Raw genomic sequence first — 23212 nt, forward strand, 5'->3', positions numbered from 1 at the left:
GTCCGGGGGTGGGTTTCCCGGGGGAGCCCCGCCCGCTCCGGGCGGTCAGGCTTGATCCCTGCGCGGGCGGGGCTCCCCCGGAAACCCGTCGTGGTTTCGGTTCGTCCGACCGCTCGGGCGGGGGCGTGCCGTCGGTTGGGGTGTCTGGGGGTGGGCGGCGCGTGCCGTCGGGTGGGCGTCTGGGGGCGTGGCGTCGGGGTGGGTGGTTGCGGGTGGGGTGGGGTGGGGTGGAAATGGTGGTGCCCCGCCGACCAGTGGTCGGCGGGGCACCGGGGGTGCGGGTGGGTCAGGCGACGAAGTGGGTCTTGCGGCGCTTGGTCACCACGTAGCCGCCGACGCCGGCGACGAGCAGCAGCCCGCCGATGCCGGCGATCAGGCCGGTGGACTCACCGGTGATCGGCAGCGTGCCGCCGTCACCGTCACCGTCACCGTCACCGCCTCCGCTGCCGCCGTCGCCGGACGCGTTCACGATGAGCTTCGCCTTGTCGTTGGCGGGCTTCAGGTCCTCGTAGAAGCCCCCGTCGCACTGGCACGGGATGTTGATGTCGACGGTGCCCGTCGCGTTGGCGACGACCTTGTCGATCCGGAGTCCGAACTCGAAGGTCTCCGCGTCGCCGGCCTTGAGGAGCGGCTGGGCGTAGCAGAAGTAGGTGCGGGCGCCCGGCTCGCCCGGCTCGCCCCGGTCCTCGCCCTTCACGGGCATGCACTCGTCGGGGGCGTCGACCACGGTGGCGCCCTCGGGGATCGCGACCTCCATGTAGGTCACGGAGGACCCACCGCGCTGGTAGTCGAGGGTGGCGGGACCGTTGTTGCGGAAACCGACGGTCGCGGTGACCCGCTCGCCCGCCTTCCCCGTCACCGAGTCGCCGACGGCTTCGAGGTCGGTGCCGTTCGTGCCGGTGGCGGTGACCACCATGCTCGACCAGTTGTTCTCCGGGTTGATGTCGACCTGGGACGAGCGGGCCCGGACGTTCGGGGCCGAGAGGCTCAGGGCCGCACCGTCGCCGGGATCGCCGATCGAGTAGCCGTTGTCGGTGAGGTACTTGCTGAAGTCCTCGAACTCGGCGACGGTCATCCAGTTGTAGTAGCCGTAGTCCCTGCCCGGGGCGTAGGTGTCGGCGCCCAGCTGGTACGCCAGCGAACCCGAGTGGACGGCCCCCGGGGCCACGTCGTCCGAGAAGCGGCAGGTGCGGAGGTAGTCGCCCTCGTAGGTGCAGTTGCTGTGCCGCTTGTCGGGGCGGATGGCGTGGTCGTTGTCGAAGACGGCGACGGCACCCTTGGCGGTGGTCTGACCCGCGTTGCCGAGCACGATCGGGGCGGTGAACCGGCTGCCCGGCGCCGCCGAGACCTTCACCTCCGGACCACCGGCCAGGTCGACGCCCTCACCGACGCGGATCTGCGACGTGTGGCTCGTCGGCGCCAGGCCGTCGGCGCTCACCGTGACCTTGACCTTGCCGCTGTCACCGTCCTTCGCCTCCGCCGTGGGTACGACGGCCACGTTGAAGTAGCCGGAGGCCCAGTCGTACAGGTCGTGCTCGAAGGGGTCCGTGCACACCAGGACGCCCGTCTCCGGCGAGGTGCACTCGGAATCGAAGTCCGACTTGATCTGCACCTTGTCCGCGAAGTCGCGGTAGTCGAACCGGGCCGTCAGGCCGAACACGGTGACGGGCTCGGAGGCGAACATGAGGGGCGATTCGTACTTGCCTTCGGATCCCGCCGCGACGGTCAGGTCGCTGAAGTAGACGCCGAGCTCGACGTCGGTGTCCTCGGCGACGGCGGGGGAGGCGGAGGCGGCGACGAGCGCGCCTGCGACGCCCAGCCCGGCCAGCCAGCGCCGAGTGGAGTGCTTGAGCATGTGGGGGGTTCCTCCCGTGGGAATGCCAGGAGTGGCCAGCGGATCTTAAGGACTCCTTAAGATCCGCCGCTGCCCGGTCGGCCTCCGGCGGGCAAACATCGACCGAACGGCTGACCAGGATCGCCGCAACGTTCCGGCCGCCCGCATCCGTCATCAGGAGCAGGAGTCCGGGAGGTGCAGTGACGTACGAGGAGTTCGCCGACTCACGGCTGGCCGCGCTGCTGCGGTACGCGGTCATGCTGACCGGCGACCCGCACCAGGCGCAGGACCTGGTGCAGGACACCATGGTCCGGGTCCAGCTCAACTGGCGCCGGGTGGCCCGCGCCGACTCGCCCGAGCGCTACGTCCGCCGGATGCTGACCAACCAGTACGTCGACTGGCGGCGGGGCTCCTGGATGCGCCGGGTGCTGCTGCGCGCCGAGCCCGACGACGCGGTGCCGGCGCCGGCCGACCACGCCCAGCACGCCGTGGAGCGGGACCAGATCTGGTCCTGGCTGTCCCGGCTGCCGCGCCGGCAGCGGGCCACGCTGGTGCTGCGTTACTACGAGGACCTGCCCGACGCGGAGATCGCCGACATCCTCGGCTGCGCCGTCGGGACGGTCCGCTCGTCCATCTCCCGAGCCCTGGCCACGCTGCGCGCCGAATACGTGGAGGCCCGATCGTGATCGAGGACGACCTGCGTGCCGCCTTCGCCCGGCACGAGACCCTGACGCCGCCCGCCGGCCCGCTGCGGTCCGCCATCGACCGGCTCGCGGCTGCCCGCCGCCGTCGCCGGCTGCGGCTCCGGGCCGGCGGTGTCGCGCTGGCCCTGCTCGGCGTACTCGGGATCGGGGTGCCACAGCTCACGCCGGACCGGGGCGCCGAGAACGCCACCCTGCTCGCCGAGCCTGCCCGGCCGGCACCGACCGGCGCGCTGAACATCCTGCTGCTCGGCGCGGACGGCTCGGCGAAGGCCCCCGCCCGGATGGCGGACTCGGTCCTGCTGGTGCACATCCCGGCGGACCGCAGCCGGCCGTACCTCGTCTCGCTGCCCCGCGACCTGGCGGTGCCGATTCCCGGGCACGGGACCGACAAGCTGAGCAGCGCCTTCCTGCACGGCGCCGGCGACGGCCGGCCCGACCTCGGGCGCGGCTACGAGCTGACCCGCCGGACGGTCGCCGACCTGACCGGCGTACGCGTCGACGCCGGCGCGGTGCTCACCTACCCGGTGTTGCGCCAGCTCACCGACGAGGTCCGCGGGGTGGAGGTCTGCCTGCCGCGCGAGGTGCGCTCCGTCCACACGAAGCGGGTCTTCCCGACCGGCTGCCAACGGCTCGACGGCGCCGCCTCGGTCGACCTGCTGCGGCAGCGGCGGGAACTGCCCGAGGGCGGGCTCGACCGGGACCGGCACGCGCAGCTCTTCGCCGCCGGGCTGATCCGTCGGGCCGGCGAACAGGAGGTGCTGACCAACCCCGTCAGACTCCTCGCGCTGGTCGACATCGTCGGCGCGGACCTGGTGGCGGGCGGCGACGGCACGCCTCTCGTGGACCTGCTGCGGGTGCTTCCGGATCTGAGGTCCGTCGACCCGGTCGGGCTCAGTCTCCCGGTCGGGCCGCCGGAGGGCCCCGGCTGGCGGCTGTCACCGGACCCGGAGGAAGCCCCGGGGTTCCTCGCGGCGCTGCGGGAGGACCGGCTGGCGCAGTGGGCGGCGCGGCATCCGGAACGGGTCAACCGCACCCGCTGACGCGCGGGCCGGACGCCACCGGGGTCGTCCGGCGGCGTCCGGCCCGCGTACGGCTCAGCGGTAGTCGTCCTCGTCGGCGGTGACCACCCGCGCCTGCTCCATCGCGTCCCAGTCGTCGACCTCCAGGCCACGGTGCGGCTCGGTGTCGGCGTCGCCGGGGTCGATCGCGGCGGCCTGCTCGATCGCGTCGGCCGGCTCCGCCTCCATGTCGCGTTCCTCGGGGCTGAGGTGGTCGCTGGGTGCGAAGTCCTCTTCGGGCTGACCCATATCAGTCCCTCCCGGGATCTCAGCGGACAGTTCCCCACACACCGTACGGGTTGCGCCCGCCCGCCGCTCGGAAGCCGAGTCGACCGAATCGACCCACCGGCCGCCGCCTCCGGTGCCAGGATGGGACGGTGGGCTTCCTGACCCGGTCGGCGGCCACCGCCGTCGCGCGGCCGCGTCCCGGGGTGCCGTCGTGCTGGCCGTGGCGACCTGGCTGATCGGCGTCTTCCGTGCCCGACAGGTGGGAGGGCCGGCGGGGCGGTGGCCAGGGAACGGGCGCGTACCGGGTCGGTTGTGCCGGCACCGGTCTTCTACGGGATACTGCCGACGGTGGACAGCGCGGTCCGGCGCACCCAGGGACAACAGCGGCCGGTGACGGCCGACAGCGGTAAGTAAGGAGCGTTCGACATGCCCATCGCTTCCCCCGAGACCTACGCGGAGATGCTGGACCGCGCCAAGGCCGGCCGGTACGCGTACCCCGCGATCAACGTGACGTCCTCGCAGACCCTGAACGCGGCGCTGAAGGGCTTCGCCGACGCGGAGAGCGACGGCATCATCCAGGTCTCGACCGGTGGCGCGGAATACCTCTCCGGCCCCTCCGTCAAGGACATGGTCACCGGCGCGGTGGCGTTCGCCGCGTACGCGCACGAGGTGGCCAAGAAGTACCCGGTCAACATCGCCCTGCACACCGACCACTGCCCGCAGGAGAAGCTGGACAAGTTCGTCCGGCCGCTCATGCAGATCTCCAAGGAGCGGGTGGCCGCCGGCCAGGAGCCGCTGTTCCAGTCGCACATGTGGGACGGCTCGGCCGTGCCGGTGGCGGAGAACCTGCAGATCGCGGCCGAGCTGCTCGACCGGGCCGCCGAGGCCAAGATCGTCCTCGAGATCGAGGTCGGCGTGGTCGGCGGCGAGGAGGACGGCGTCGAGAACGCCATCAACGACAAGCTCTACACCACCGTCGAGGACGGCCTGGCCATGGTCGAGGCGCTCGGCCTGGGCGAGAAGGGCCGCTACATGGCGGCGCTGACCTTCGGCAACGTGCACGGCGTCTACAAGCCGGGCAACGTCAAGCTCCGCCCCGAGATCCTCAACCAGATCCAGGAGGCGGTCGGCGCCAAGTACGGCAAGGAGAAGCCGCTCAGCCTGGTCTTCCACGGCGGCTCCGGCTCGCTGCTGTCCGAGATCCGCGAGGCGCTGGACTACGGCGTGGTGAAGATGAACATCGACACCGACACCCAGTACACCTTCACCCGGCCCGTCGCGGACCACATGCTCCGCAACTACGACGGCGTGCTCAAGGTGGACGGCGAGGTCGGCAACAAGAAGCAGTACGACCCGCGGGTCTGGGGCAAGGCCGCCGAGGCCGGCATGGCCGCCCGCGTGGCGGAGGCCTGCGAGCACCTGCGCTCGACCGGCACCACGCTGGCCAAGTGACGCGCTGACGCGTACCGCCGACGGCCGGCTCCCCACCAGGGGGGGCCGGCCGTCGCTGTCGTTAGGAAGGGGGCACCTTGCACATCGGAATGCGACAGGAAGGTGCCCTTCCTAACCGGCGGTGAGCACCCGGACCGCCTCGTGGACGTCGTCGGTGAGGTGCACGGAGGACGACAGGTCGCCGAACGGCGAGGCGCCCAGCAGCGGCCGCAGCAGCGACTCCACCGGAAGCTCGTCCGTCCAGTACGCGCGGTCCAGGAAGACGTACGCGCCGCTGGCCCCGTCGGTGCCGTAGTAGGTCTTCGTGGCGGCCTGGAAGACCTCCTGCACCGTGCCCGCCCGGCCGGGGGCGAAGACGATCCCGCCCCGGGCCAGCCGCAGGATGGTGTCCTCGCGGATGGCGTTGGAGAAGTACTTGGCGATCCGCCCCGCGAACAGGTTCGCCGGCTCGTGCCCGTACAGCCAGGTCGGGATGGCCAGCCCGCCGGCGCGCGCCCAGTCCACGTCGCCGGCGGCCAGCGCTGCCGAGTCGGCGCGGGACACGCTGCCGGTGTCGGCGTCCCGGGGCCGGGGCGGCACCACCGGCTGGCCGTAGCGCTCCCGGACCAGCAGCGCCGCCGCCGTGTAGCGGTCGTGGTCGGTGAAGTCCGGCGCCCCGGCCAGCAGGTCGATCGCGGCGTCCAGGTCCTCGACCGGCCGCAGCGCGAGGTGGGCGCCGAGGTTGGCGGCCTCCATCACCCCGGGGCCGCCGCCGGTCACCACCAGCCGGTCGGCCCGCGCCAGCTCCCAGCCCAGCACCGCCGCCATCCGGTACGGCGCGCTGCCGCGCGGCACCGCGTGCCCACCCATGATGCCGACCACCGACTGCGGCCCGTGGGTGGCCAGCCAGGCGCGGGTGGCGTCGGCCAGCGCGTTGTCCACGCCGTGGTCGTGCAGCCGCTGACCGAGTGCCTCCCGGACGTCCGGCAGTGCCCCGCCGTGCGCCCGGAAGTGCTCGTAGACGCGGGTGTCGTACATCCCGGCGAACCCGCCCTCGGCGAACCCGGCGGCCAGCTCCTCCGGGGTGTAGAGGTGGGACGGCTGGGTCGGGTAGGGCAGCCCGGAGAACGGCGGCACCACGTTCGCGCCGCGCCGGACCAGGTCGGCGCCGACCTCCCGGGAGGCGAAGCGGCAGCCCACGAAGAGGGTGCCGGTCACCTCGACGGCGGTGAGGTCGGGGACGGGATCGAGGTCGAGCCGTAGCCCCTGCACGGTCAGCCCGACGAGGCTGCCGGTGGTCAGCCGCCGGTCGAACTCGGCGCGGGTCTCGATCTCGTCGGTGCAGGTGTGCGGCTCGATGACGTCCGCGGGAGGTGGGGTCGGCACCCTGGCCATCCTGCCCCGCCGGGTCAACCGGCCAAACCTGGGAGCCTCCGCGCTCCGGCGGCCCTGCCGCCGGAGGCCGCCCGATCCGCGCGGCACCGCACCCGCGCTAAACCGACGGGAGCCCGGCGGCCGTGACCACCGGGCTTCCGCGGTACCGGGTCCTGGGGAGGCTCCCGACCAATAGTTGTAGTCGAAAGCATCTGCCCGGGGCATGGGCCGCAGGCGTGACCAACTCCTCAGCCGTTCAGCCAGTCGGCTCGCCCAACCCCCTCGCGCGCCCCGGGGCGAAGCGGGTTGAATGGGGCGATGCAGAACCTGTTGCCGGAACCACCGGCCACTCTCCTCCCCGCGCACGACGAGGCCGACGCCGCCCTGGCCGCCGCCGAGCAGGCCAGCAGCGACGAGGCGTACGCCCAGGTGGCGGCGCGCTTCCCGACCTACAGCGCCGGCTGGGGTGCGCTGGCCGCGCGGGCTTTCGCCGCCGGCCAGGTCATCCCGGCGTACGCCTACGCGCGCACCGGCTACCACCGGGGCCTGGACCAGCTGCGCCGCAGCGGCTGGAAGGGATTCGGTCCGGTGCCGTGGTCGCACGAGCCGAACCAGGGCTTCCTGCGCTGCCTCTACGTGCTGTCCCGGGCCGCCGACGAGATCGGCGAGGCGGACGAGGCGGCCCGCTGCGCCCAGTTCCTCCGCGACTGCGACCCGGCCGCCGCGGACGCGCTCGCGAGCAACTGACGTCCGAGTCGACGGCCGGCGCGGCGTCAGCCCCGCCGGCCGTCGGCTCGCCCAAGTCCACCGTCCCGCCGCGCCCGGCGAGGGCCTACAGCCCCTCCGCGACGGCGGCGGCGATCTTCAGCCAGGCGTCCCGGGCGGCCGCGGAGAGCCCCCCGTAGCGGATCGGCTCGCCGGTGTCGATGAGCCGCTCGTACGGCGCGAGCAGCACCGCCCGGGTGCGTGCCGCGAAGTGCTCCTGGATCGCCGGCAGGTCGATCTCCTTGCGCGACGGCGGCATGGAGACCACGGTGACCGCCTGCCGTACCAGCCGCTGCCGGCCGCTCTGCTCCAGGTGGTCCAGCATCCGGGCGGCCGTCTCCGCCGAGTCGTTACGGGCCGACATGGTCACCACCAACTGGTCGGTGGCGTCCATGGCGGCCTGCCAGTTCTGGGCCCGGACGTTGTTGCCCGTGTCCACGAAGATCAACTTGTAGAATCGGCTGACCACCTCGCGGATCTCGGCGAAGGCGGCGGCGGTGAGCATCTCGCCACCCGTGGCCGACTCGTCCGAGGCGAGGACGTCGAACATCCCCTCGCCCTGCGAGCGGACGTACTGCGACAGGTCGCCCACCCGCCCGTGCGCGCCCTGGAACTGGCCCAGGTCCCGCAGCATGTCCCGCACCGTACGGGAGTGGAAGTCCTGCTGGGCGCGCATCCCGAGGGTGCCCTGGGTCTCGTTGTTGTCCCAGGCCAGCACGTAGCCGCCGCGCTTCTGGCCGAACGTCATCGCCAGCAGCAGGATGGCCACCGTCTTGCCCGCGCCACCCTTCGGGTTCACCACGGTCACCTGGCGCAGCCCGCCGAAGTTGCGGCGTACCGTCTCGATGTCCCGCCGCATCTCCTGCTCGTGCCGCCCGGGCGGCAGCCGCAGCCCCATCCGGTTGGCCACCGCCCGTACGCCCATCGTGGCCACCGGGTCGGCGGGCCGGACCTGCCGCCGGCGCGCGAAGTCCTCGGCCGTCGGCGGGTCGGTGATCGCCGGACGCCAGTTCGGGTCGGGCTGTGCCGGCGGCACCGCGACGACCCCCTCGGCCGGCTGGTACGCCTGCTGCGGAGCCGGGGCGTGGCCCCCCGGGGCGGCCTGCTGCCAGGGCGGCGGATACCAGCCGGGCGGGTACGGCCCGGGCGGCGTCGCGCCCTGCTGCGGTGGGTACGGCCCCGGCGGACCGGCCTGCTGCGCCGGGTAGGGACCGCCCTGCTGCGGCGGGTAGGGCCCGGGCGGCGCGGACTGCTGCGCCGCCCCCGGGTCGGCCCCGAAGTCCTGCTGTGCTGCCGGGCCGGCCCCGAAGTCCTGCTGCGCATGGTCCGGTCCCAGGCCCTGCTGTGCCGTCGCCGGGTCGGGTCCGAAGTCCTGCTGTGCCGTCGCCGGGCCGGCTCCGAAGCTCTGTTGCGGGGTCGCCGGGTCGCGCCCGAGGTCCGGCGCGAGGTTCGGCGTGGGGCCGACCGGCACGCCCTGCCCAGCCGCATCGCGCGGGAACGGCACCTGGGGCGCACCCGCCTGGGGCGGGGCCTGCCGGAGTGGGCCCTGGCCGGCCGGACCCGGTGGAGGGAGGGCCTGGTCGGCCGGGCCTGGCTGGGCCGGTTGCTGGTGGTGGAGAGTCGGTCGGAGCGTGGCGCCCTGGTGCGTGGGCGCGGATTCGGTCGCGCCGGGTCCCGGTCCGGGCTCGACGGCCGCCGTGGCGGGCCGCTGCGGCGGCTGTGCCCACGGCGACTCGGCCGGCATCCGCACCCCGCTGCCGTTGGCCTGGCCGCCGCCCGTCGCCGCCCCGCCGGGACGCCCGTTAGCGGGACCGCCGGCACCGTCATTCGCGGCGCTACCGGCACCCCCGTGCGTCGGGCCGCCGGCACTCCCGTTCGTCGAACCGCCGGCACTGCCGTTCGCAGGGCCGCCGGCACCGTCATCCGCCGGGCCGCCGGCACTGCCGTTGGTCGGGACGCCGGCACCGTCATCCGGCGGCCCGCCGGCACTGCCCTCCGTCGGGACGCCGCTACTCCCATTCGCAGTGCTGCTGATGATGCTCCCGTTCGTCGGGCCGCCGGTCCCGTTCCCGCCCGTAGTCGGCGAGCCGGCCGTCGGGGCGTCGCCGGTCCGCTGGAGGTCGTCAGCCCCGGCGGATCCGCCGGGGCCGGGCGCCGTGTCGTGGGGCGACGGCCGGCCACCCGGGAAGGCGTCCGGCGAGGCCGCGTCCTGCCGCTTGGCGAACCCCTGGGCCGGCTCGCCCGGACCGCTGGGACGGGTCGAGTTGGCCGGTGCCGTGTCGGTCCGGGCGGTGCCCACGGGCTGCGGGGACGCCACCGGAACGGGTGCGGCCGGCTGGTCGAGGCTGAATGGCATGTCGAGGTCGACCGGGGCGGGCCCGGTCTGTGGAGCCCGAGGAACCGGTACGCCGCCTCCGGCGGCCACCGACGGACCTCTGCCCGCCCCGACCGCCATGCGGTCGCCGGCAGGGCCGGTGGCAGGCGCGCCGACCGCGCCGAGGCCCGGGGCCGGGCTCGGGCCCAGACCCGGGCCTGCGGTCGGCCTCGGGCCTGGGGTCGGGCTCGGGCCTGCGGTCGGGCTCGGCGGGACCGTCGGGCCTGTGGAAGCGTTCGGGGTGGCCGCTGTGGGTTGCGCGGCGGGCGTCGGCGGTGCCCAGGCCGAGGCGTCCGGCCCCCATCCCGACGCCGTGGCCGGTGAGGGACCAGAGGCCTCGACCGGTACATGGGCCGACACCCCGGTCACTGGATGGCCCAAGGCGGCGGCATGCGGAGGCCCAGGGGCCACGGCCGGTGGAGGCCCCGAGATCGCAGTGGGCGGAGGCCCCGGAACTGCGGTTGGCGGAGGCCCTGGGATCGCGGCCGGTAGTGGTCCTGGGATCGCGGACGGTGGAGGCCCCGGGACCGCAGCGGGTGGGGGCCCCGGGACTGCGGCCGGGGGATGGCCCGGAAATGCGGGTGGTGGCGACGCCCAGCCGGGGTTCGCGCCCTGCGGGGCGGTCGCCCCCGCGTCGGGGAGCGGCACCCCGCCGTGCAGGGACGGGTAGTCGGCCGGCGAGGGCGGGTGACCCGGCCGGCCCTGGGGCGGGACGGGGGACGGGGGCGCGGCGGTCGACGCCCAGGGCGGTGTGTCGGTGCCGTCGATCTGCTCCGGCGGCCAGAGTGGTTCGATGTCCCGCTCCGGCATCGGCTGCTGGCCGGGCCCGTGGACCCGGTCGACGTTCTCGTCCACCACGGTTCCTCCCCATTCCTCCTGCCGAGGATAGGCCCAGTGACCGCGCCGGGTCGGCCGTCGTGGGCCGGCCGCGTCGGTCGCGTCGGGGACGCCGAGGTCAGCCCGCCCAGACCGCCCAGGCGCCCGGCTCGGTCCACCAGGACCGCTTCCGGCTCAGCTCGCCCTCGGCACCGTCGTCGAGGAACGGGACCTTCCCCTCGCGGGGCAGCACGGCCACGGCCCGCCCCCGGGCGCGTCGTACCTCCAGCCGGACCCGCTTCCTGCCCAACGCCGAGCGGGTCACCACGGGAACGGCGACCGCCACCTCGACCAGCCCGTCCGTCGGGTCCGGGTCGCCGAGCAGGGCCACGTCGTCGAGCCGGGCGTACCCGCCCGCGTTGCCGATCGCGCAGGCCAGCAGCGGATCGTCGCCGTTCGAGAGCACGGCGTCGTCCACCTCCACCCGCCCGCGCCAGTGCAGCGGCCGGCCGCTGTCGTCGGCGGCGCCGAGGAGCGCGCCGTCCAGGGTCACCGAGCCGCCGTCGTTGCGCAGCAGGTCGAGCCGGCGGGGCGTGCCGTCCAGCACCGCGGCGGCCACCGCCGCCGGGTCGCGGGGCAGCCCGAGCTGCGCCGCCAGGTCACGGTGCGTCGTGCTCCCTGCCGGATCGAGCGGGAGTACGCCGATCGGCGGCAGGTCCGGCACCGTCCGGTTGCCGGGCAGGTCGTCGGGGCGGCGGCTGGGCGGTGGGGCGTACCGCCGGACGAGCCGGCGCACGACGGCGCGCAACTGGGCGTCGCTGGCGGCGGCGACCACGAGCCGGGCCTTGGAGTCCGGGTCGGGCCAGGTGAGGCCGTCCGGGCGGGGCGGGCCGTCGAACCGGGCCAGCACCTGGTCGATCTCGGCGTCGGAGCGGGCGGTGACCGTCTCGACGCGGGCGCCCCGGGCGGTGAGCGCGTCCGCGCAGGCCAGCACCGGCACCCGCGGGGTGTCGCAGCGCCCGTCGGCTGTCGCGTCACCGGCCGCGCAGGCGTCGGCCGTCGCGCCACCGGCGGGGGCGCAAGCGTCGTGCGTCGCGCCGCTGGCCGGGGCGTCGGCTGTCGCGCCGCTGGCCGGGGCGCCGGCCGTCGTGCCGCTGGCGGGGGCGTCGGCGTCGGTCGTCGTGCCGTCGGACGCGCCGGCGGCGGTCGGGCCGGCCCCCTCCTGAGGCGCCGCGCCGCAGCAGCCGCCGCTGCCGCAGGCCCCGCCGGACGCGTCGCGGTCCGAGCCGAGGGTGAGCAGCACCACGTCGTACACCGAAAGGCCTCCTGCCTCCCGACGCGACCCCTGCCGGCCGCGCCGCCACTACTTGTTAGCCTGACACCCCGGGCTCGCTGACCGGTCGCCACCTGGCACCCGAGCCTTCTGGAGGCGAAGAGATGCCAGCGATCGTGCTCCTCGGTGCCCAGTGGGGCGACGAGGGCAAGGGCAAGGTTACCGACCTGCTGGGTGGGCGGGTCGACTACGTCGTGCGCTACTCCGGCGGCAACAACGCCGGCCACACGGTGATCACGCCGGACGGCCAGAAGTACGCGCTGCACCTGATGCCGTCGGGTGCGCTCTCCCCGAGCGCGATGATCGTCATCGGCAACGGCGTCGTGGTCGACCCGAAGGTGCTGCTGGCCGAGATCGACGGGCTCGCCGAGCGCGGTGTCGACGTCAGCCGCCTGCGGATCTCCGGCGACGCGCACCTGATCATGCCGCACCACCGGGCCCTCGACCGGGTCGTCGAGCGCTACCTCGGCAGCTCCCGCATCGGCACCACCGGCCGGGGCATCGGCCCCGCGTACGGGGACAAGGTCGCCCGGATGGGCATCCGGCTGCAGGACCTGCTCGACCCGGGCATCCTGCGCAAGAAGCTGGAACTGGCGCTGCGCGAGAAGAACCAGCTCCTGTTCAAGATCTACAACCGCAAGGCGATCGACGTCGAGGAGACCGTCGAGGAATACCTGCGGTACGCGGAGCGGCTCAAGCCGTACATCGCCGAGACCCGGGTCATGCTCTGGGACGCGCTGGACCGCGGCGAGACGGTCCTGCTGGAGGGCGCCCAGGCCACCATGCTCGACATGGACCACGGCACGTACCCCTTCGTGACCTCGTCGAACCCGACGGCCGGCGGGGCCTGCGTGGGCGCCGGCATCCCGCCGACGGCGATCAGCAAGGTGATCGCGGTCAGCAAGGCGTACACGACGCGCGTCGGCAGCGGGCCGTTCCCGACGGAGCTGTTCGACGACAACGGGCAGCACCTGCGCAAGATCGGCCACGAGTACGGCACCACCACCGGCCGGGAGCGGCGCTGCGGCTGGTTCGACGCCGTCGTCGCCCGGTACGCGTGCCGCCTCAACGGCGTCACCGACCTGGTGGTCACCAAGCTGGACGTGCTCACCGGCCTGCCGAAGGTGCCGATCTGCGTCGGGTACGAGATCAACGGCGAGCGCTTCGACGACATGCCGATGACCCAGACCGACTTCCACCACGCGACTCCGATCTACGAGGAGCTCGACGGCTGGTGGGAGGACATCACCAAGGCGAGGACCGAGGACGAGCTCCCGGAGAACGCCCGCCGCTACGTCGCCCGCATCGAGGAACTCTGCGGCACCAGGGTGAGCGTCGTCGGCGTGGGCCCGGGCCGCGAAGAAAACGTCCTCCGCCACCCCCTCCTCCCCTAACCACCCCACCCACCCCACCCGTCCCGTCCCGGCTCCCCGGGGCCCCTGCGCGGTGATCATGAGGTTGGCGGCGAAGTTGATCGCTATCAGTGCCGCTAACCTCATGATCGACTCGGAGGGTGGGGGAAGGGCAGGTTTTCCACAGGGTGGGGGTGGTTGTCCACAGGGGGAGCGTGGGGCGGATGGATTGGTCCATGGTGGTCAGCCATGGACCGTTCGGGGAAGTTGCGGCGGATCGCCGGTGGGCAGGACGGGTTGGTCACCCGGGGCCAGGCCATGAGTGTCGGATTCGGCCGGCACGAGATCGACAACCTGGTCGCGTTCGGCCGTTGGCGTCGCGTGGCGCGGGCCGTCTATCTGACTGACGGCGGGGCAGTCGAGGAGGCGTCCCGACGGCAACTGGTCCGCGCGGCCCTGCTGTCACTGGGGCCCCGGGCGCACGCGGTGCTGGGAACGGCCGCCGAGCTTCACGGCATCGCCGGTCTTCCGCCCAGTGACGAGATCCACGTGGCGCTGCCCGGCACCTCCGCGAGGCTGGCGCGGGTTCGGGAACCCGGTCTCGTGGTCCATCAGATCGAGCACCCGGCGGCCTCGGTCGTCCGCATCGGCGGTATGCCCGCCACGAGCCCGCTCTGCACCGTGACGGAGGTGATCCGTCGCGTCGGCCGGTATCCGGCGGTCTCGGTCCTGGACTCGGCGCTGAACCGTCGTCTGATCACCGAGGCTGACCTGCTGGCCATTCCGCGCCTGGTCAGAGGCCGGCGGGGAGCCGTGGCCGCGCGCCGTCACCTGGCCGAGGCGGACGGCCGGGCGCAGTCCCCGCTGGAGACCCGCACCCGGCTCCGTTGCGTCGACGGGAAGGTCCCGCCGGATGTCCTCCAGGTGGCGGTGCGGGACGGCGACGGCCATCTGCTCGGGGTCGGCGACCTCGGCTGGCGAGGACCGAAGGTGATCGCCGAGGCCGACGGCCGAGGACCCCACGGCACTCCCTTGGCGGCCTTCGCCGACCGGCGCAGGCAGAACCGCCTGGTCAACGCGGGCTGGACCGTCCTCCGCTTCACCTGGGCCGACACCCTCCACCCCGACTACATCCCCTGGACCGTCCGCGAGGCCATCGCAGCCGCGGCACGGCGCCGTCGATCATGAGGTTGGCGGCGAAGTCGATCGCCATCAGCGCCGTCAACCTCATGATCAACGGTGTGGGGGGTGAGGGTCAGTAGGATGCCGGGTGTGCGGGTTCTTCTTCTTGGTGGTGGGGGGCGGGAGCATGCGCTCGCGCTCGGGTTGGCTGCGGATCCGGCCGTTGAGCAGTTGATCGCGGCGCCCGGTAATCCCGGGATCGCCTCGGTCGCCTCGGTGCGGGCCGTCGATCCGTGCGATCCGGCGAGCGTTGCCGCGCTGGCGGTGGAGGCCGGGGTCGACCTGGTGGTGATCGGGCCGGAGGCGCCGCTGGTGGCCGGGGTCGCCGACGCCGTACGCGCCAAGGGGATCCCCGCGTTCGGGCCGTCCGCCGAGGCGGCCCGGCTGGAGGGCTCGAAGACGTTCGCCAAGGACGTGATGACCGCCGCCGGCGTGCCGACCGCCCGCGCCTACACCTGCACGGACGCGGAGAGCACCGGCAGGGCGCTGGACGAGTTCGGCGCGCCGTACGTGGTGAAGAACGACGGGCTCGCTGCCGGCAAGGGTGTCGTGGTGACCGACGACCGCGCCGCCGCGCTGCGGCACGCCGAGGAGTGCGGCCGGGTCGTCGTCGAGGAATACCTGTCCGGCCCGGAGGTCTCCCTCTTCGTGGTCACCGACGGCGAGGCGGCGGTGCCGCTGCTGCCGGCGCAGGACTTCAAGCGGGTCGGCGACGGCGACACCGGCCCGAACACCGGCGGCATGGGGGCGTACGCGCCGCTGCCCTGGGCGCCGTCCGGCCTGGTCGACGAGGTCATGCGCGACGTCGTCCACCCGACCCTGGCGGAGATGGCCCGCCGGGGCACCCCGTTCGCGGGCCTGCTCTACGTCGGGCTGGCGATCACCGCCGACGGCCCCCGGGTGATCGAGTTCAACGCCCGCTTCGGCGACCCGGAGACGCAGGTGGTGCTGGCGCTGCTGGAGACCCCGCTCGCCGGGCTGCTGCACGCCGCCGCGACCGGCACGCTGGCCGCGCGCCCGCCGCTGCGCTGGCGCGACGGCGCCGCCGTCACGGTCGTGGTGGCCGCCGAGGGCTACCCGGCCGCCCCACGCACCGGCGACGTGATCACCGGGGGCGAGGGGCCGGGGATCATCCACGCCGGCACCCGACGGGGCGCCGACGGGGCGCTACTCTCCTCCGGCGGCCGGGTGCTCTGCGCCACCGCCACGGGCGCCGACCTGCCCGCCGCCCGGGACGCCGCGTACGCGCTGGTCGCCGGGGTGGAACTGGCCGGCTCGCACCACCGCACCGACATCGCCTCCGCAGCCGTCGAGGGTCGGATCACGATTCCGGGCTGACCGGGCAACCCACTCCCTCCTCGCCTCCGTTTGAGCGGTGCGGCGAGGAGGTGGCGGGATCGCCTGCCGACATCGAGGGCTACCGCGAGTACGTCGGGGCACGGCTGGAACCGCTGCGCCCGGGCTGACGCTGCATCCCTGACCGGTGCCGTAATCCCTGACCGGGGCCGTCACCCCCGCACGGGCGCGTCCCGGTGCGTGGCGGGCGTCCACAGTCCCTCGACCCGGACGCGCCCCTGTACGCGGGGCGTGTCCCGGCGCGTCGCGGAGGCGTACTGGCCGTTGAGGGGCACGAGCTCCTCCGCCCGGTCGCCCGGGCCGCCGGGCGGGGCGGGTGGGTAGCGGGGCGGATCGTCCAGCGCCCGCAGCACCGGCAGCGGCGCGGCGACCAGCACCGCCAGCAGCAGCGCCCCGGCCAGCACCAGGAAGGCGGTACGCAGCCCGACCCATCCGACCAGCGGCCCGGCGAGCAGGTAGCCCGCCGGGCCGGCCGCGTACGCGAACGAGGTCATCACCCCGACCACCCGGCCGCGCAGCCGCTCCGGGGTGCGGGTCTGCATGGCGTAGTTGGACAGCGGGTTGACCGGCCCGTACGCGAGCCCGATCCCGGCGGCGAAGCCGATCATGGCCGGGAACGGGGGCAGGGTGGCCAGGCCGACCAGCGACACCCCGATGACCAGCAGGGAGGCCACCAGCAGGGTGCGGCGACGGACCCGCCGTCCCGCCGCGCTGGAGGCGAGCGCTCCGATCACGCCCGCGGCGCTCATCGCCATCAGGATCGCGCCGAGCCGGGCCGGCTCTCCCTGGGCCACGAACCACGCCGGCAGCAGCACGCCCTCGACCGGCAGGTAGAGCGCGGCCAGCACCATCGTGAGCAGCGCGATGGTACGCAGCAGCTTGTCCCGCCAGACGAACCGCAGGCCCTCGGCGGTGCCCTGCCACAGGCCCTCCGGGGGGCGTTCGGGGCGGCCGGCCCCGGGCAGCCGGACGGCGGCGATCATCACGACGGCCAGCGCGAACCCGGCGGCGGTGACCCAGAGCGTCGGGCCGGGGCCGATCGCGGCGATGAGGATGCCGCCGACGCCGGGCCCGATCAGGAAGGCGAGCCCCCAGACCGCCTCGTGCACCCCGTTGGCCCGTTCGATCCGCCAGCGGGCGGCCTGTGCGGCGGCCGGCAGCAGCGTCTCCCGGGCGGTCAGCCCGGCCGGGTCGAACACCGCGCCGAGCACGGCCAGCGCCACGATCCAGCCGAGGTTCAGCCCGAGCAGGGCGTCGACCACGGGGATCGCGGCGACCGAGGCGGCGGAGAGCGTGTCGGAGACCAGCGCCGTACGCCGCCGGCCGAGCAGGTCCACGATGGTGCCGGAGACCAGGCCGGACAGCAGCATCGGCAGCGCGGCGGCTGCCGCGACCACGCCGGCCGCGGTGGCGCTGCCGGTACGTTCCAGCACCAGCCAGGGCAGGGCGACGTTGGCCACCCCGTTGCCGGTGTTGGAGAGCAGGGTCGCCGCTTCGACCAGCAGCAGCGGTGCCATCCGTGGTCCCGGCTGGCGGTGACGGGGATGGTGGCGGTGACGGGCACGGCGGCGTGGTCCGGAGCCGATCATGGTGCCGTCAGCCTAGGGGCGGCCGGGCATCCGGGCAGTAACGGCCGGGGAACGGTCAGCCGTAGTAGCGGCGCAGCTCGCGGGCCAGCACCTTGCCCGTGGCGTTGCGGGGCAGGTACTTCACGAAGACCACGTCCCGGGGTACGGAGAACCGGGCCAGGTAGTGCCGGACGTATTCGCGGACCGCCTCCGGGTCGAGCGTCTCGCCGGGGTGCAGGGCGAGGAACGCGGCGAGGCGCTGGCCGTACTCCTGGTCCGGTACGCCGATCACGGCGGCCTCGCGTACCTGCGGCAGCCGGGCGATCAGGTCCTCCACCTCGGCCGGGAAGACGTTCTCCCCGCCGGAGACGATCATGTCGTCGGCCCGGCCGTCGACGAAGAGCAGCCCGTCGGCGTCGAGCCGCCCCAGGTCGCCGGTGTCGAGCAGGCCGCCGCGGTGCTCCCGGACGGCCCCGGAGGTGTAGCCCTCGAAGAGCATCTCGTTGCCGACGAAGATCCGGCCGACCTGCCCGGCCGGCACCGGCTCGCCGGCCGCGTCGAGGATCGCCAACCGGGTGCCGTGCGGCGGGCGGCCGGCGGTGGTCGGAGCCGTGCGCAGGTCGGCGGGGCCGGCGATGGACGCCCACGAGACCTCGGTGGAGCCGTAGAGGTTGTGCAGCACGTCGCCGTAGACGTCCATGAACCGCAGGGCGAGGCCGCCCGGCAGCGCGGAACCGCTTACCGCGACCACCTTCAGCGGGGGACGGGGGTCCGGCGGCGGCACCTCCAGGAGCCGTTGCAGCATCACCGGCACGGCGAAGAGCGCGTCGCAGCGCTGCGCCACGAGGGCGGCCAGCGTGGCGGCCGGGTCGAACCGGCGGTGCAGCACGACCGTGGCCCGCAGGGCGAAGCAGACCTGGAGGGCCGCGTACCCCCAGGTGTGGAAGAGCGGCGCGGCGATCATGACGGTGTCCCGGGCGTGCAGCGGGATCCGGTCGATGATGGAGACCAGCGGGCCGAACCCGTTCGGGGTGGGGCGCCGGGCTCCCTTGGGTGCGCCGGTGGTGCCGGAGGTGAGCACGATGATCCGGCCGTCGCGCTCGGGGGGACGCAGCTCGCCGGGGACCGCGCCGGCGACGAGCGCCTCCCGGGCGCGCTCGTCGAGCCGCTGCACCTCGGCGGGGAGGTTGGCGACCCGGTCGGCGAACTCGGCGTCGTGCGCCAGCACCCGCAGCCGCTGCTCCTGCGCGACGGTGGCGAGCTGCCCGGCGGAGAGCCCGGTGTTGACCAGCACCGCGTCCGCGCCGAGCAGGGTGGCGGCCACGATTGTCTCGACCAGGCCGTGGTGGTTGCGGCAGAGCACGCCGACCCGGTCCCCGGGTCGCACCCCCAGCGCCGTCCGCATTCCCCGGGCCAGCCGCTCCGACCGGTCGAGCAGCTCGGCGTACGTCAGGCCGGTGCCCTGCTCGTCGACGACGGCCGTGCGGTCGGGGTCGCGGGCGGCGGCCTGGCGCAGCTCGCCGGCGATGTTCCAGCCCCATTTGCGCAGCGCCTGGAGCTGCGAGGCGACGCGGATCGGTCGGCCGGGGGCGAGCAGCCCGCGTCGGGTCAGGGTGGCGACGACGAACGGCAGGTCCATGACGCGGCCTCCTCGTGCGGTGCGCGTGGGGCCCCCGGGCCGGGGACCCCACGCGGGCGATCTGGAGATCGAGCGCGCAGCGGTACGGGCGCGGCGGACGCCCAGGCCCGGCGCGGCCCCTGGACGGCGACCGCGCCGGCGGTCGGTCAGCGGATCTGGACGCCGGAGATGGCCCGGGAGATGACCAGCCGCTGGATCTCGGAGGTGCCCTCGAAGATGGTGTAGATCTTGGCGTCCCGGTACCAGCGCTCGACCGGGTGGTCCCGCAGGAAGCCGGCCCCGCCGAGCAGTTGCACGGCCCTGTCGGTGACGGAGACGGCCACCTCACCGGCCTTCAGCTTGGACATCGAGCCCTCGCCGGCCGTGAAGGGCCGGTTGTTGCGGCCCATCCAGGACGCCCGCCAGACCAGCAGCCGGGCGGCGTCGATCTCCATCTTCATGTCGGCCAGCGCGAACGCGACCGCCTGGTTCTCGATGATCGGACGGCCGAACTGGACCCGCTCCTTCGCGTAGTCCAGGGCGTACTCGTAGGCGGCCCGGGCCACGCCCAGCGCCTGCGCGCCGACGGTGGGTCGGGAGAGCTCGAAGGTGCGCATCGCGGCCTGACCCGAGACGCGCTTGCCGGAGCGGGCCCGGTCGAGCCGTTCGAGCAGGGCGTCCCGGCCGCCGAGCAGGCAGCGCCCCGGCACGCGTACGTCGTCGAGGAAGACGTCGGCGGTGTGCGACGCGCGCAGGCCCAGCTTGCGCAGCTTGCGGGTCGCGGCCAGGCCGGCGGTGCCCGGCGGTACGACGAACGCCGCCTGCCCGCGGGAGCCGAGCGTCGGGTCGACCGAGGCGGTGACCACGTGCACCCCGGCGATCCCGCCGTTCGTGGCGTACGCCTTCTGCCCGCTGAGCACCCACTCGTCGCTCGCCTCGTCGTAGACGGCCCGGGTGCGCATCGCGCCGACGTCGGAGCCGGCCTCGGGCTCGGTGGTGCAGAACGCGGCGACGGCCGGCTCGTCGACGGTGCCGAAGCACTGCGGCACCCATTCGACCATCTGGTCGGGGGTGCCGGCGCCGTAGATCGCGGCCACCGCGAGGGAGGTGCCGAAGATGCCCAGCCCGATGCCGGCGTCACCCCAGAAGAGTTCCTCGCTGGCGATCGGGAGGGAGAGGCCGGTGGGGTCGGCCCAGCAGGTGGCGAGGAACTCGAAGCCGTAGAGGCCGACCTTCGCCGCCTCCTGGATGATCGGCCAGGGGGTCTCCTCCCGGGCGTCCCACTCGGCCGCGGCCGGGCGCACGACCTCGGCGGCGAAGCCGTGCACCCAGTCGCGCAGATCCCGCTGTTCCTCGTTCAGGTCGAGCGAGAACTCGGCCATGTCAGGCCTTGGGGATGTCGAACAGGTTGGCGATGTTGGCGGCCAGGCCCAGGTCGCCCTTGGCCTTGAGCTTGCCGGTCATGAACATCATGACGGGGTTCGCGCCACCGGAGACGATCTTCAGGAACTCGACCGGGCCCATCGTGAGGCTGAGCTTCGGGTCGTGCTGCGGGGTCTCGTTGACGGTGCAGGTGCCGTCAGCGACGACCACCTCGTAGGTGTCGGTGCCCCCGTCGGGACGGCCGGTGATGTTCCAGTGGATGACCGCGTTGGTCGAGCCGGCCCGGTCGGCGCGGAAGAGCTGCGGCATCCGGCCGAAGACCTCGCCGAGGATCTTGCCGCGCAGGTCGCCGGACATCACCTCGGCGATCTTGTCGTCCGGGGTGGACTTGACCAGCTGGGCGAACTCCTTGGGGCCGACGTTCGCGAAGTTGGCCGGGTCGAAGTCAGTCATGGGGCTGCACCTTCCGGGGATTGGCTACTCGTGCGTAACCTTACGGGCGAGTAGGTATGCTCGCAAGGTGTCCACCCCACCCACCTTCAAGCGCCTCCCCCGCGCCGTACGCGAGCAGCAGATGCTCGACGCGGCCGTGAAAGTGTTCTCACGCAGGGGCTTCCACGCGGCCAGCATGGACGAGATCGCCGAGGACGCCGGCATCTCCAAGCCCATGGTCTACGCGTACCTCGGCACGAAGGAAGAACTCTTCGTCGCCTGTTTGCACCGGGAGGGCACCCGGATGATGCAGGCCATCGCCGGGGCGGCCGCCCCCGAGCTGCCGGCCGACGAGCGGCTCTGGCGCGGGCTGCGCGCCTTCTTCGGCTTCGTCGGGGCGCACCGCGACGGGTGGGCGGTGCTCTACCGGCAGGCCCGGGGCGAGCAGCCCTTCGCCGGCGAGCTGGCCGGCATGCGGGCCCGGCTGGTCGAGGTGGTCGCCGGGATGCTCGACCACGCGCTGCGCGCCGAGGGCCGCGAGGTGGGCGAGACCGACCTGGAGGTCGTCGCGTACGCCCTCGTGGGGGCGACCGAGTCGCTGGCGGACTGGCTCGCCGACCACCCGGAGGCCGACCCCGAGAAGACCGCCACCCGGATGATGAACGTCGCCTGGCTCGGTGCCGGTCAACTCCTGCACGGCGTCACCTGGCACCCACGGGTCACCCCCGGCTGAGCGGCGGCGGCTCCACGGTCGCGCGTTCAGCGGCGGGACGTGGCGCGGCGCCTGCGGTGGTGCAGCCAGCGGGCGGACTCCAACAGCAGGGTGATCGCCAGCGAGAGGCCCACGCCGGCGAGGATGCCCTTGACCGGGTCGCGTTCGAAGGCCAGCCCGCCGAAGTAGCCGAGCAGGGTGCAGTAGAGCGCCCAGCTCACCGCCGCGATGGCGTCGAAGAGCAGGAACGACCGGAGCGGGTAGCGGACCGCGCCCATGGTGAGGGTGACCGCCGTCCGGCCACCGGGGACGTACCGGGACGTGGTCAGGATCAGCCCGCCGCGCTGGTGCACCGCCCGCCGGGCCCACTCGGAGCTGGCCCGGCGCCGGCTGTCCGCCGGGAAGCGGGCGAGCCGGCTCGCGCCGCCGCCGCGCCCGATGGCGTACGAGACGTGGTCGCCGAGGCACGCCCCCAGCGCGGCGGCGACGATCACTCCCAGCAGGTCGGGGTTGCCGCCGGTGGCGAGCACCGCGGCGGTGATCACGGCCGTCTCGCCGGGTACGGCGGGGAAGAACGCGTCGACCGCGGTGAGCCCGAAGATCAGCAGGTACACCCACGGTGAGGCGACCAGCTGCCGGAGCAGGTCGAGCACGGACTCCATGCCTCCCATGCTCGCCGGGTGCGACCCGCCCGGTGGTCGAGTCGCCGGATCGACCCGCTCGGGACTCCGGCGCGGCCCGGCGTCACACCGACGCCCCGACGGGCGTTCCGGCCGGCGCGAGGGGGCGCGGGGCGAGCAGCGGGCCGTGGGGGGTCTTGTCGTCGGCGGTGGGCCCCCGGGAGGTCAGCACCACGGGCGCGCCCAGCTCCTCCTGCACCGCCGCCGTCCAGTCGGGCGGCGGGGCGTCGTCGTACACGGGGCGGGCGCGCAGCAGGCGGGCGGTGAGCGCGGCCTGCCGGTCCAGGTCGCCGGGCGGGCCCGGGGTGAGCCGGTCGATGGTGTCGTAGCGGCGGCAGATCCGCAGCCCGGGGCCGGCGAGGTCGAGGTGGGTGAGCGCCAGGCCGTCGACCCCGCCGGCCGCGGCGAGGGCGTACCGGTGGGCGACCGCGTCGAAGTGGCCGAACCGGAACCGGCCCTGCCACGGGTTCGTCGGGTTGTGCGGGTCGGCCAGCGGCAGGGCCGGTTCCTCGGTCACCAGCGGGCCGGGCCCGTGCCGGGTGGTGACCACGCGCAGCACCCCGATCCGGGTGACGTCGCCGGCCTGGCCCGCCTCGGCGAGCAGGCCGTCGACGTTGGCGAAGGTGGTGGTGCTCCACGTCGTGTACGGGTGGAAGCCGTGCCACTCGTCGAGCAGCACCCCCTGCGCGCCCTCGAAGACGCAGGTGCCGGCCCGCAGCGCCCCGGCCAGCCAGCTCCGGTCGACGATCGCGACCCGCCCGGCGAAGCCGGTGAACGCGGGCAGGCAGTCGTCGACGGGCGGCGCGTCCAGCGGGCCCAGCTCGGCGGTCAGCCGGTCCCGAAGGGCGGTCAGCCGCCGCCGGAGCAGCCCCGGGTCGCCGCAGTCGGCCACCCGGGGCGCCTCGTCGGGGTGGGCGAGACCGTACGCGACGGTCTCGCTGCGCGCCCAGCCGATGTTGGCCACCTCGTCGAAGCGCGCCTTCAGCTCGACCAGCACCACCACCTGCTTGCC

At 74.3% G+C, this 23212-nt stretch carries 19 protein-coding genes; 8 read left to right on the forward strand and 11 right to left on the reverse strand.

Features of this window, described 5'->3' with window-relative positions:
• Nucleotides 1-286: 286 nt before the first annotated feature.
• On the reverse strand, nt 287-1855 hold the full coding sequence (locus AB0B83_RS26200) for an LPXTG cell wall anchor domain-containing protein (RefSeq protein WP_357580382.1): 1569 nt from the start codon (nt 1853-1855) through the stop codon (nt 287-289).
• A 179-nt stretch (nt 1856-2034) separates the two neighbouring features.
• Between AB0B83_RS26200 and AB0B83_RS26205 the strand changes: the two genes are divergently transcribed.
• Entirely contained in the window at nt 2035-2520 is a 486-nt protein-coding gene (locus AB0B83_RS26205; RefSeq protein WP_357580383.1) for a SigE family RNA polymerase sigma factor, read from the forward strand.
• Nucleotides 2517-3578 carry an LCP family protein gene (locus AB0B83_RS26210; protein WP_357580384.1) on the forward strand — a complete coding sequence of 354 codons (1062 nt, stop codon included), beginning with the start codon at nt 2517-2519 and terminating at the stop codon, nt 3576-3578. Before AB0B83_RS26205 ends, AB0B83_RS26210 begins: the two co-directional genes overlap by 4 nt.
• 54 nt (nt 3579-3632) lie before the next feature.
• Here AB0B83_RS26210 and AB0B83_RS26215 read toward each other — a convergent pair whose 3' ends face one another.
• Nucleotides 3633-3845, reverse strand: a complete 213-nt coding sequence (locus AB0B83_RS26215) for a hypothetical protein (protein WP_357580385.1) — start codon at nt 3843-3845, stop codon at nt 3633-3635.
• A 405-nt stretch (nt 3846-4250) separates the two neighbouring features.
• Here AB0B83_RS26215 and fbaA point away from each other — a divergent pair, with 405 nt between their 5' ends.
• Complete coding sequence (gene fbaA / locus AB0B83_RS26220; RefSeq protein WP_334560023.1) at nt 4251-5276, forward strand: class II fructose-bisphosphate aldolase; 1026 nt, start codon at nt 4251-4253, stop codon at nt 5274-5276.
• A gap of 111 nt (nt 5277-5387) precedes the next feature.
• On the opposite strand, the gene AB0B83_RS26225 is transcribed toward fbaA, so the two are convergent.
• The gene (locus AB0B83_RS26225) at nt 5388-6650 is read right to left on the reverse strand and encodes a hypothetical protein (RefSeq protein ID WP_357580386.1); all 1263 of its coding nucleotides are present in this window, start codon (nt 6648-6650) and stop codon (nt 5388-5390) included.
• A gap of 297 nt (nt 6651-6947) precedes the next feature.
• Here AB0B83_RS26225 and AB0B83_RS26230 point away from each other — a divergent pair, with 297 nt between their 5' ends.
• A complete protein-coding gene (locus AB0B83_RS26230) occupies nt 6948-7376 on the forward strand; it encodes a DUF3151 domain-containing protein (protein ID WP_357580387.1) in 429 nt (142 codons plus the stop codon).
• Nucleotides 7377-7461: 85 nt separating this feature from the next.
• Here the strand turns inward: AB0B83_RS26230 and AB0B83_RS26235 are convergent, their stop codons facing one another.
• On the reverse strand, nt 7462-9138 hold the full coding sequence (locus AB0B83_RS26235) for a chromosome partitioning protein (RefSeq protein ID WP_357580388.1): 1677 nt from the start codon (nt 9136-9138) through the stop codon (nt 7462-7464).
• A gap of 1585 nt (nt 9139-10723) precedes the next feature.
• Entirely contained in the window at nt 10724-11899 is a 1176-nt protein-coding gene (locus tag AB0B83_RS26240; RefSeq protein ID WP_357580389.1) for a hypothetical protein, read from the reverse strand.
• A 122-nt stretch (nt 11900-12021) separates the two neighbouring features.
• On the opposite strand from AB0B83_RS26240, the gene AB0B83_RS26245 reads away from it, so the two are divergent.
• The 3 genes from AB0B83_RS26245 (at nt 12022) to purD (ending at nt 15789) form a co-directional block, all read left to right on the forward strand.
• Nucleotides 12022-13311, forward strand: a complete 1290-nt coding sequence (locus tag AB0B83_RS26245; protein ID WP_327030141.1) for an adenylosuccinate synthase — start codon at nt 12022-12024, stop codon at nt 13309-13311.
• A 207-nt stretch (nt 13312-13518) separates the two neighbouring features.
• On the forward strand, nt 13519-14457 hold the full coding sequence (locus AB0B83_RS26250; RefSeq protein ID WP_357580390.1) for a type IV toxin-antitoxin system AbiEi family antitoxin domain-containing protein: 939 nt from the start codon (nt 13519-13521) through the stop codon (nt 14455-14457).
• An 84-nt stretch (nt 14458-14541) separates the two neighbouring features.
• Nucleotides 14542-15789 (forward strand): phosphoribosylamine--glycine ligase, encoded by a 1248-nt coding sequence (purD, locus tag AB0B83_RS26255; protein ID WP_357580391.1) that lies wholly within the window; start codon nt 14542-14544, stop codon nt 15787-15789.
• Nucleotides 15790-15959: 170 nt separating this feature from the next.
• Here the strand turns inward: purD and AB0B83_RS26260 are convergent, their stop codons facing one another.
• From AB0B83_RS26260 to AB0B83_RS26275, 4 genes are all read right to left on the reverse strand, one after another.
• Complete coding sequence (locus AB0B83_RS26260; protein WP_357580392.1) at nt 15960-17324, reverse strand: MFS transporter; 1365 nt, start codon at nt 17322-17324, stop codon at nt 15960-15962.
• A gap of 127 nt (nt 17325-17451) precedes the next feature.
• Complete coding sequence (locus AB0B83_RS26265) at nt 17452-19014, reverse strand: AMP-binding protein (protein WP_357580393.1); 1563 nt, start codon at nt 19012-19014, stop codon at nt 17452-17454.
• Nucleotides 19015-19160: 146 nt separating this feature from the next.
• Nucleotides 19161-20375, reverse strand: coding sequence for an acyl-CoA dehydrogenase family protein (locus AB0B83_RS26270; protein ID WP_357580394.1), 1215 nt, complete (start codon nt 20373-20375; stop codon nt 19161-19163).
• Nucleotide 20376: 1 nt separating this feature from the next.
• Nucleotides 20377-20829 carry an SCP2 sterol-binding domain-containing protein gene (locus AB0B83_RS26275; protein WP_132235180.1) on the reverse strand — a complete coding sequence of 151 codons (453 nt, stop codon included), beginning with the start codon at nt 20827-20829 and terminating at the stop codon, nt 20377-20379.
• A 67-nt stretch (nt 20830-20896) separates the two neighbouring features.
• On the opposite strand from AB0B83_RS26275, the gene AB0B83_RS26280 reads away from it, so the two are divergent.
• Entirely contained in the window at nt 20897-21541 is a 645-nt protein-coding gene (locus AB0B83_RS26280) for a TetR/AcrR family transcriptional regulator (protein WP_151455556.1), read from the forward strand.
• 26 nt (nt 21542-21567) lie between these two features.
• Here the strand turns inward: AB0B83_RS26280 and AB0B83_RS26285 are convergent, their stop codons facing one another.
• Nucleotides 21568-22182, reverse strand: coding sequence for a DedA family protein (locus AB0B83_RS26285; RefSeq protein WP_357580395.1), 615 nt, complete (start codon nt 22180-22182; stop codon nt 21568-21570).
• A gap of 82 nt (nt 22183-22264) precedes the next feature.
• The coding region (locus AB0B83_RS26290) for an adenylosuccinate synthetase (RefSeq protein WP_357580396.1) at nt 22265-23212 on the reverse strand (948 nt) is incomplete at its 5' end.

The organism is Micromonospora sp. NPDC049060, from assembly GCF_040649055.1.
GTDB lineage: Bacteria > Actinomycetota > Actinomycetes > Mycobacteriales > Micromonosporaceae > Micromonospora > Micromonospora reichwaldensis.

Excerpts from the sequence above, each read along its gene's own strand:
- AB0B83_RS26265 (WP_357580393.1), bottom strand. The coding sequence starts at position 19,014 with ATGGACCTGCCGTTCGTCGTCGCCACCCTGACCCGACGCGGGCTGCTC.
- AB0B83_RS26260 (WP_357580392.1), bottom strand. The coding sequence starts at position 17,324 with ATGGCACCGCTGCTGCTGGTCGAAGCGGCGACCCTGCTCTCCAACACC.
- AB0B83_RS26250 (WP_357580390.1), top strand. The coding sequence starts at position 13,519 with ATGGACCGTTCGGGGAAGTTGCGGCGGATCGCCGGTGGGCAGGACGGG.
- AB0B83_RS26285 (WP_357580395.1), bottom strand. The coding sequence starts at position 22,182 with ATGGAGTCCGTGCTCGACCTGCTCCGGCAGCTGGTCGCCTCACCGTGG.
- AB0B83_RS26275 (WP_132235180.1), bottom strand. The coding sequence starts at position 20,829 with ATGACTGACTTCGACCCGGCCAACTTCGCGAACGTCGGCCCCAAGGAG.
- AB0B83_RS26215 (WP_357580385.1), bottom strand. The coding sequence starts at position 3,845 with ATGGGTCAGCCCGAAGAGGACTTCGCACCCAGCGACCACCTCAGCCCC.
- AB0B83_RS26230 (WP_357580387.1), top strand. The coding sequence starts at position 6,948 with ATGCAGAACCTGTTGCCGGAACCACCGGCCACTCTCCTCCCCGCGCAC.
- AB0B83_RS26225 (WP_357580386.1), bottom strand. The coding sequence starts at position 6,650 with ATGGCCAGGGTGCCGACCCCACCTCCCGCGGACGTCATCGAGCCGCAC.
- fbaA (WP_334560023.1), top strand. The coding sequence starts at position 4,251 with ATGCCCATCGCTTCCCCCGAGACCTACGCGGAGATGCTGGACCGCGCC.
- AB0B83_RS26200 (WP_357580382.1), bottom strand. The coding sequence starts at position 1,855 with ATGCTCAAGCACTCCACTCGGCGCTGGCTGGCCGGGCTGGGCGTCGCA.
- AB0B83_RS26270 (WP_357580394.1), bottom strand. The coding sequence starts at position 20,375 with ATGGCCGAGTTCTCGCTCGACCTGAACGAGGAACAGCGGGATCTGCGC.
- AB0B83_RS26245 (WP_327030141.1), top strand. The coding sequence starts at position 12,022 with ATGCCAGCGATCGTGCTCCTCGGTGCCCAGTGGGGCGACGAGGGCAAG.
- AB0B83_RS26235 (WP_357580388.1), bottom strand. The coding sequence starts at position 9,138 with ATGCCGGCCGAGTCGCCGTGGGCACAGCCGCCGCAGCGGCCCGCCACG.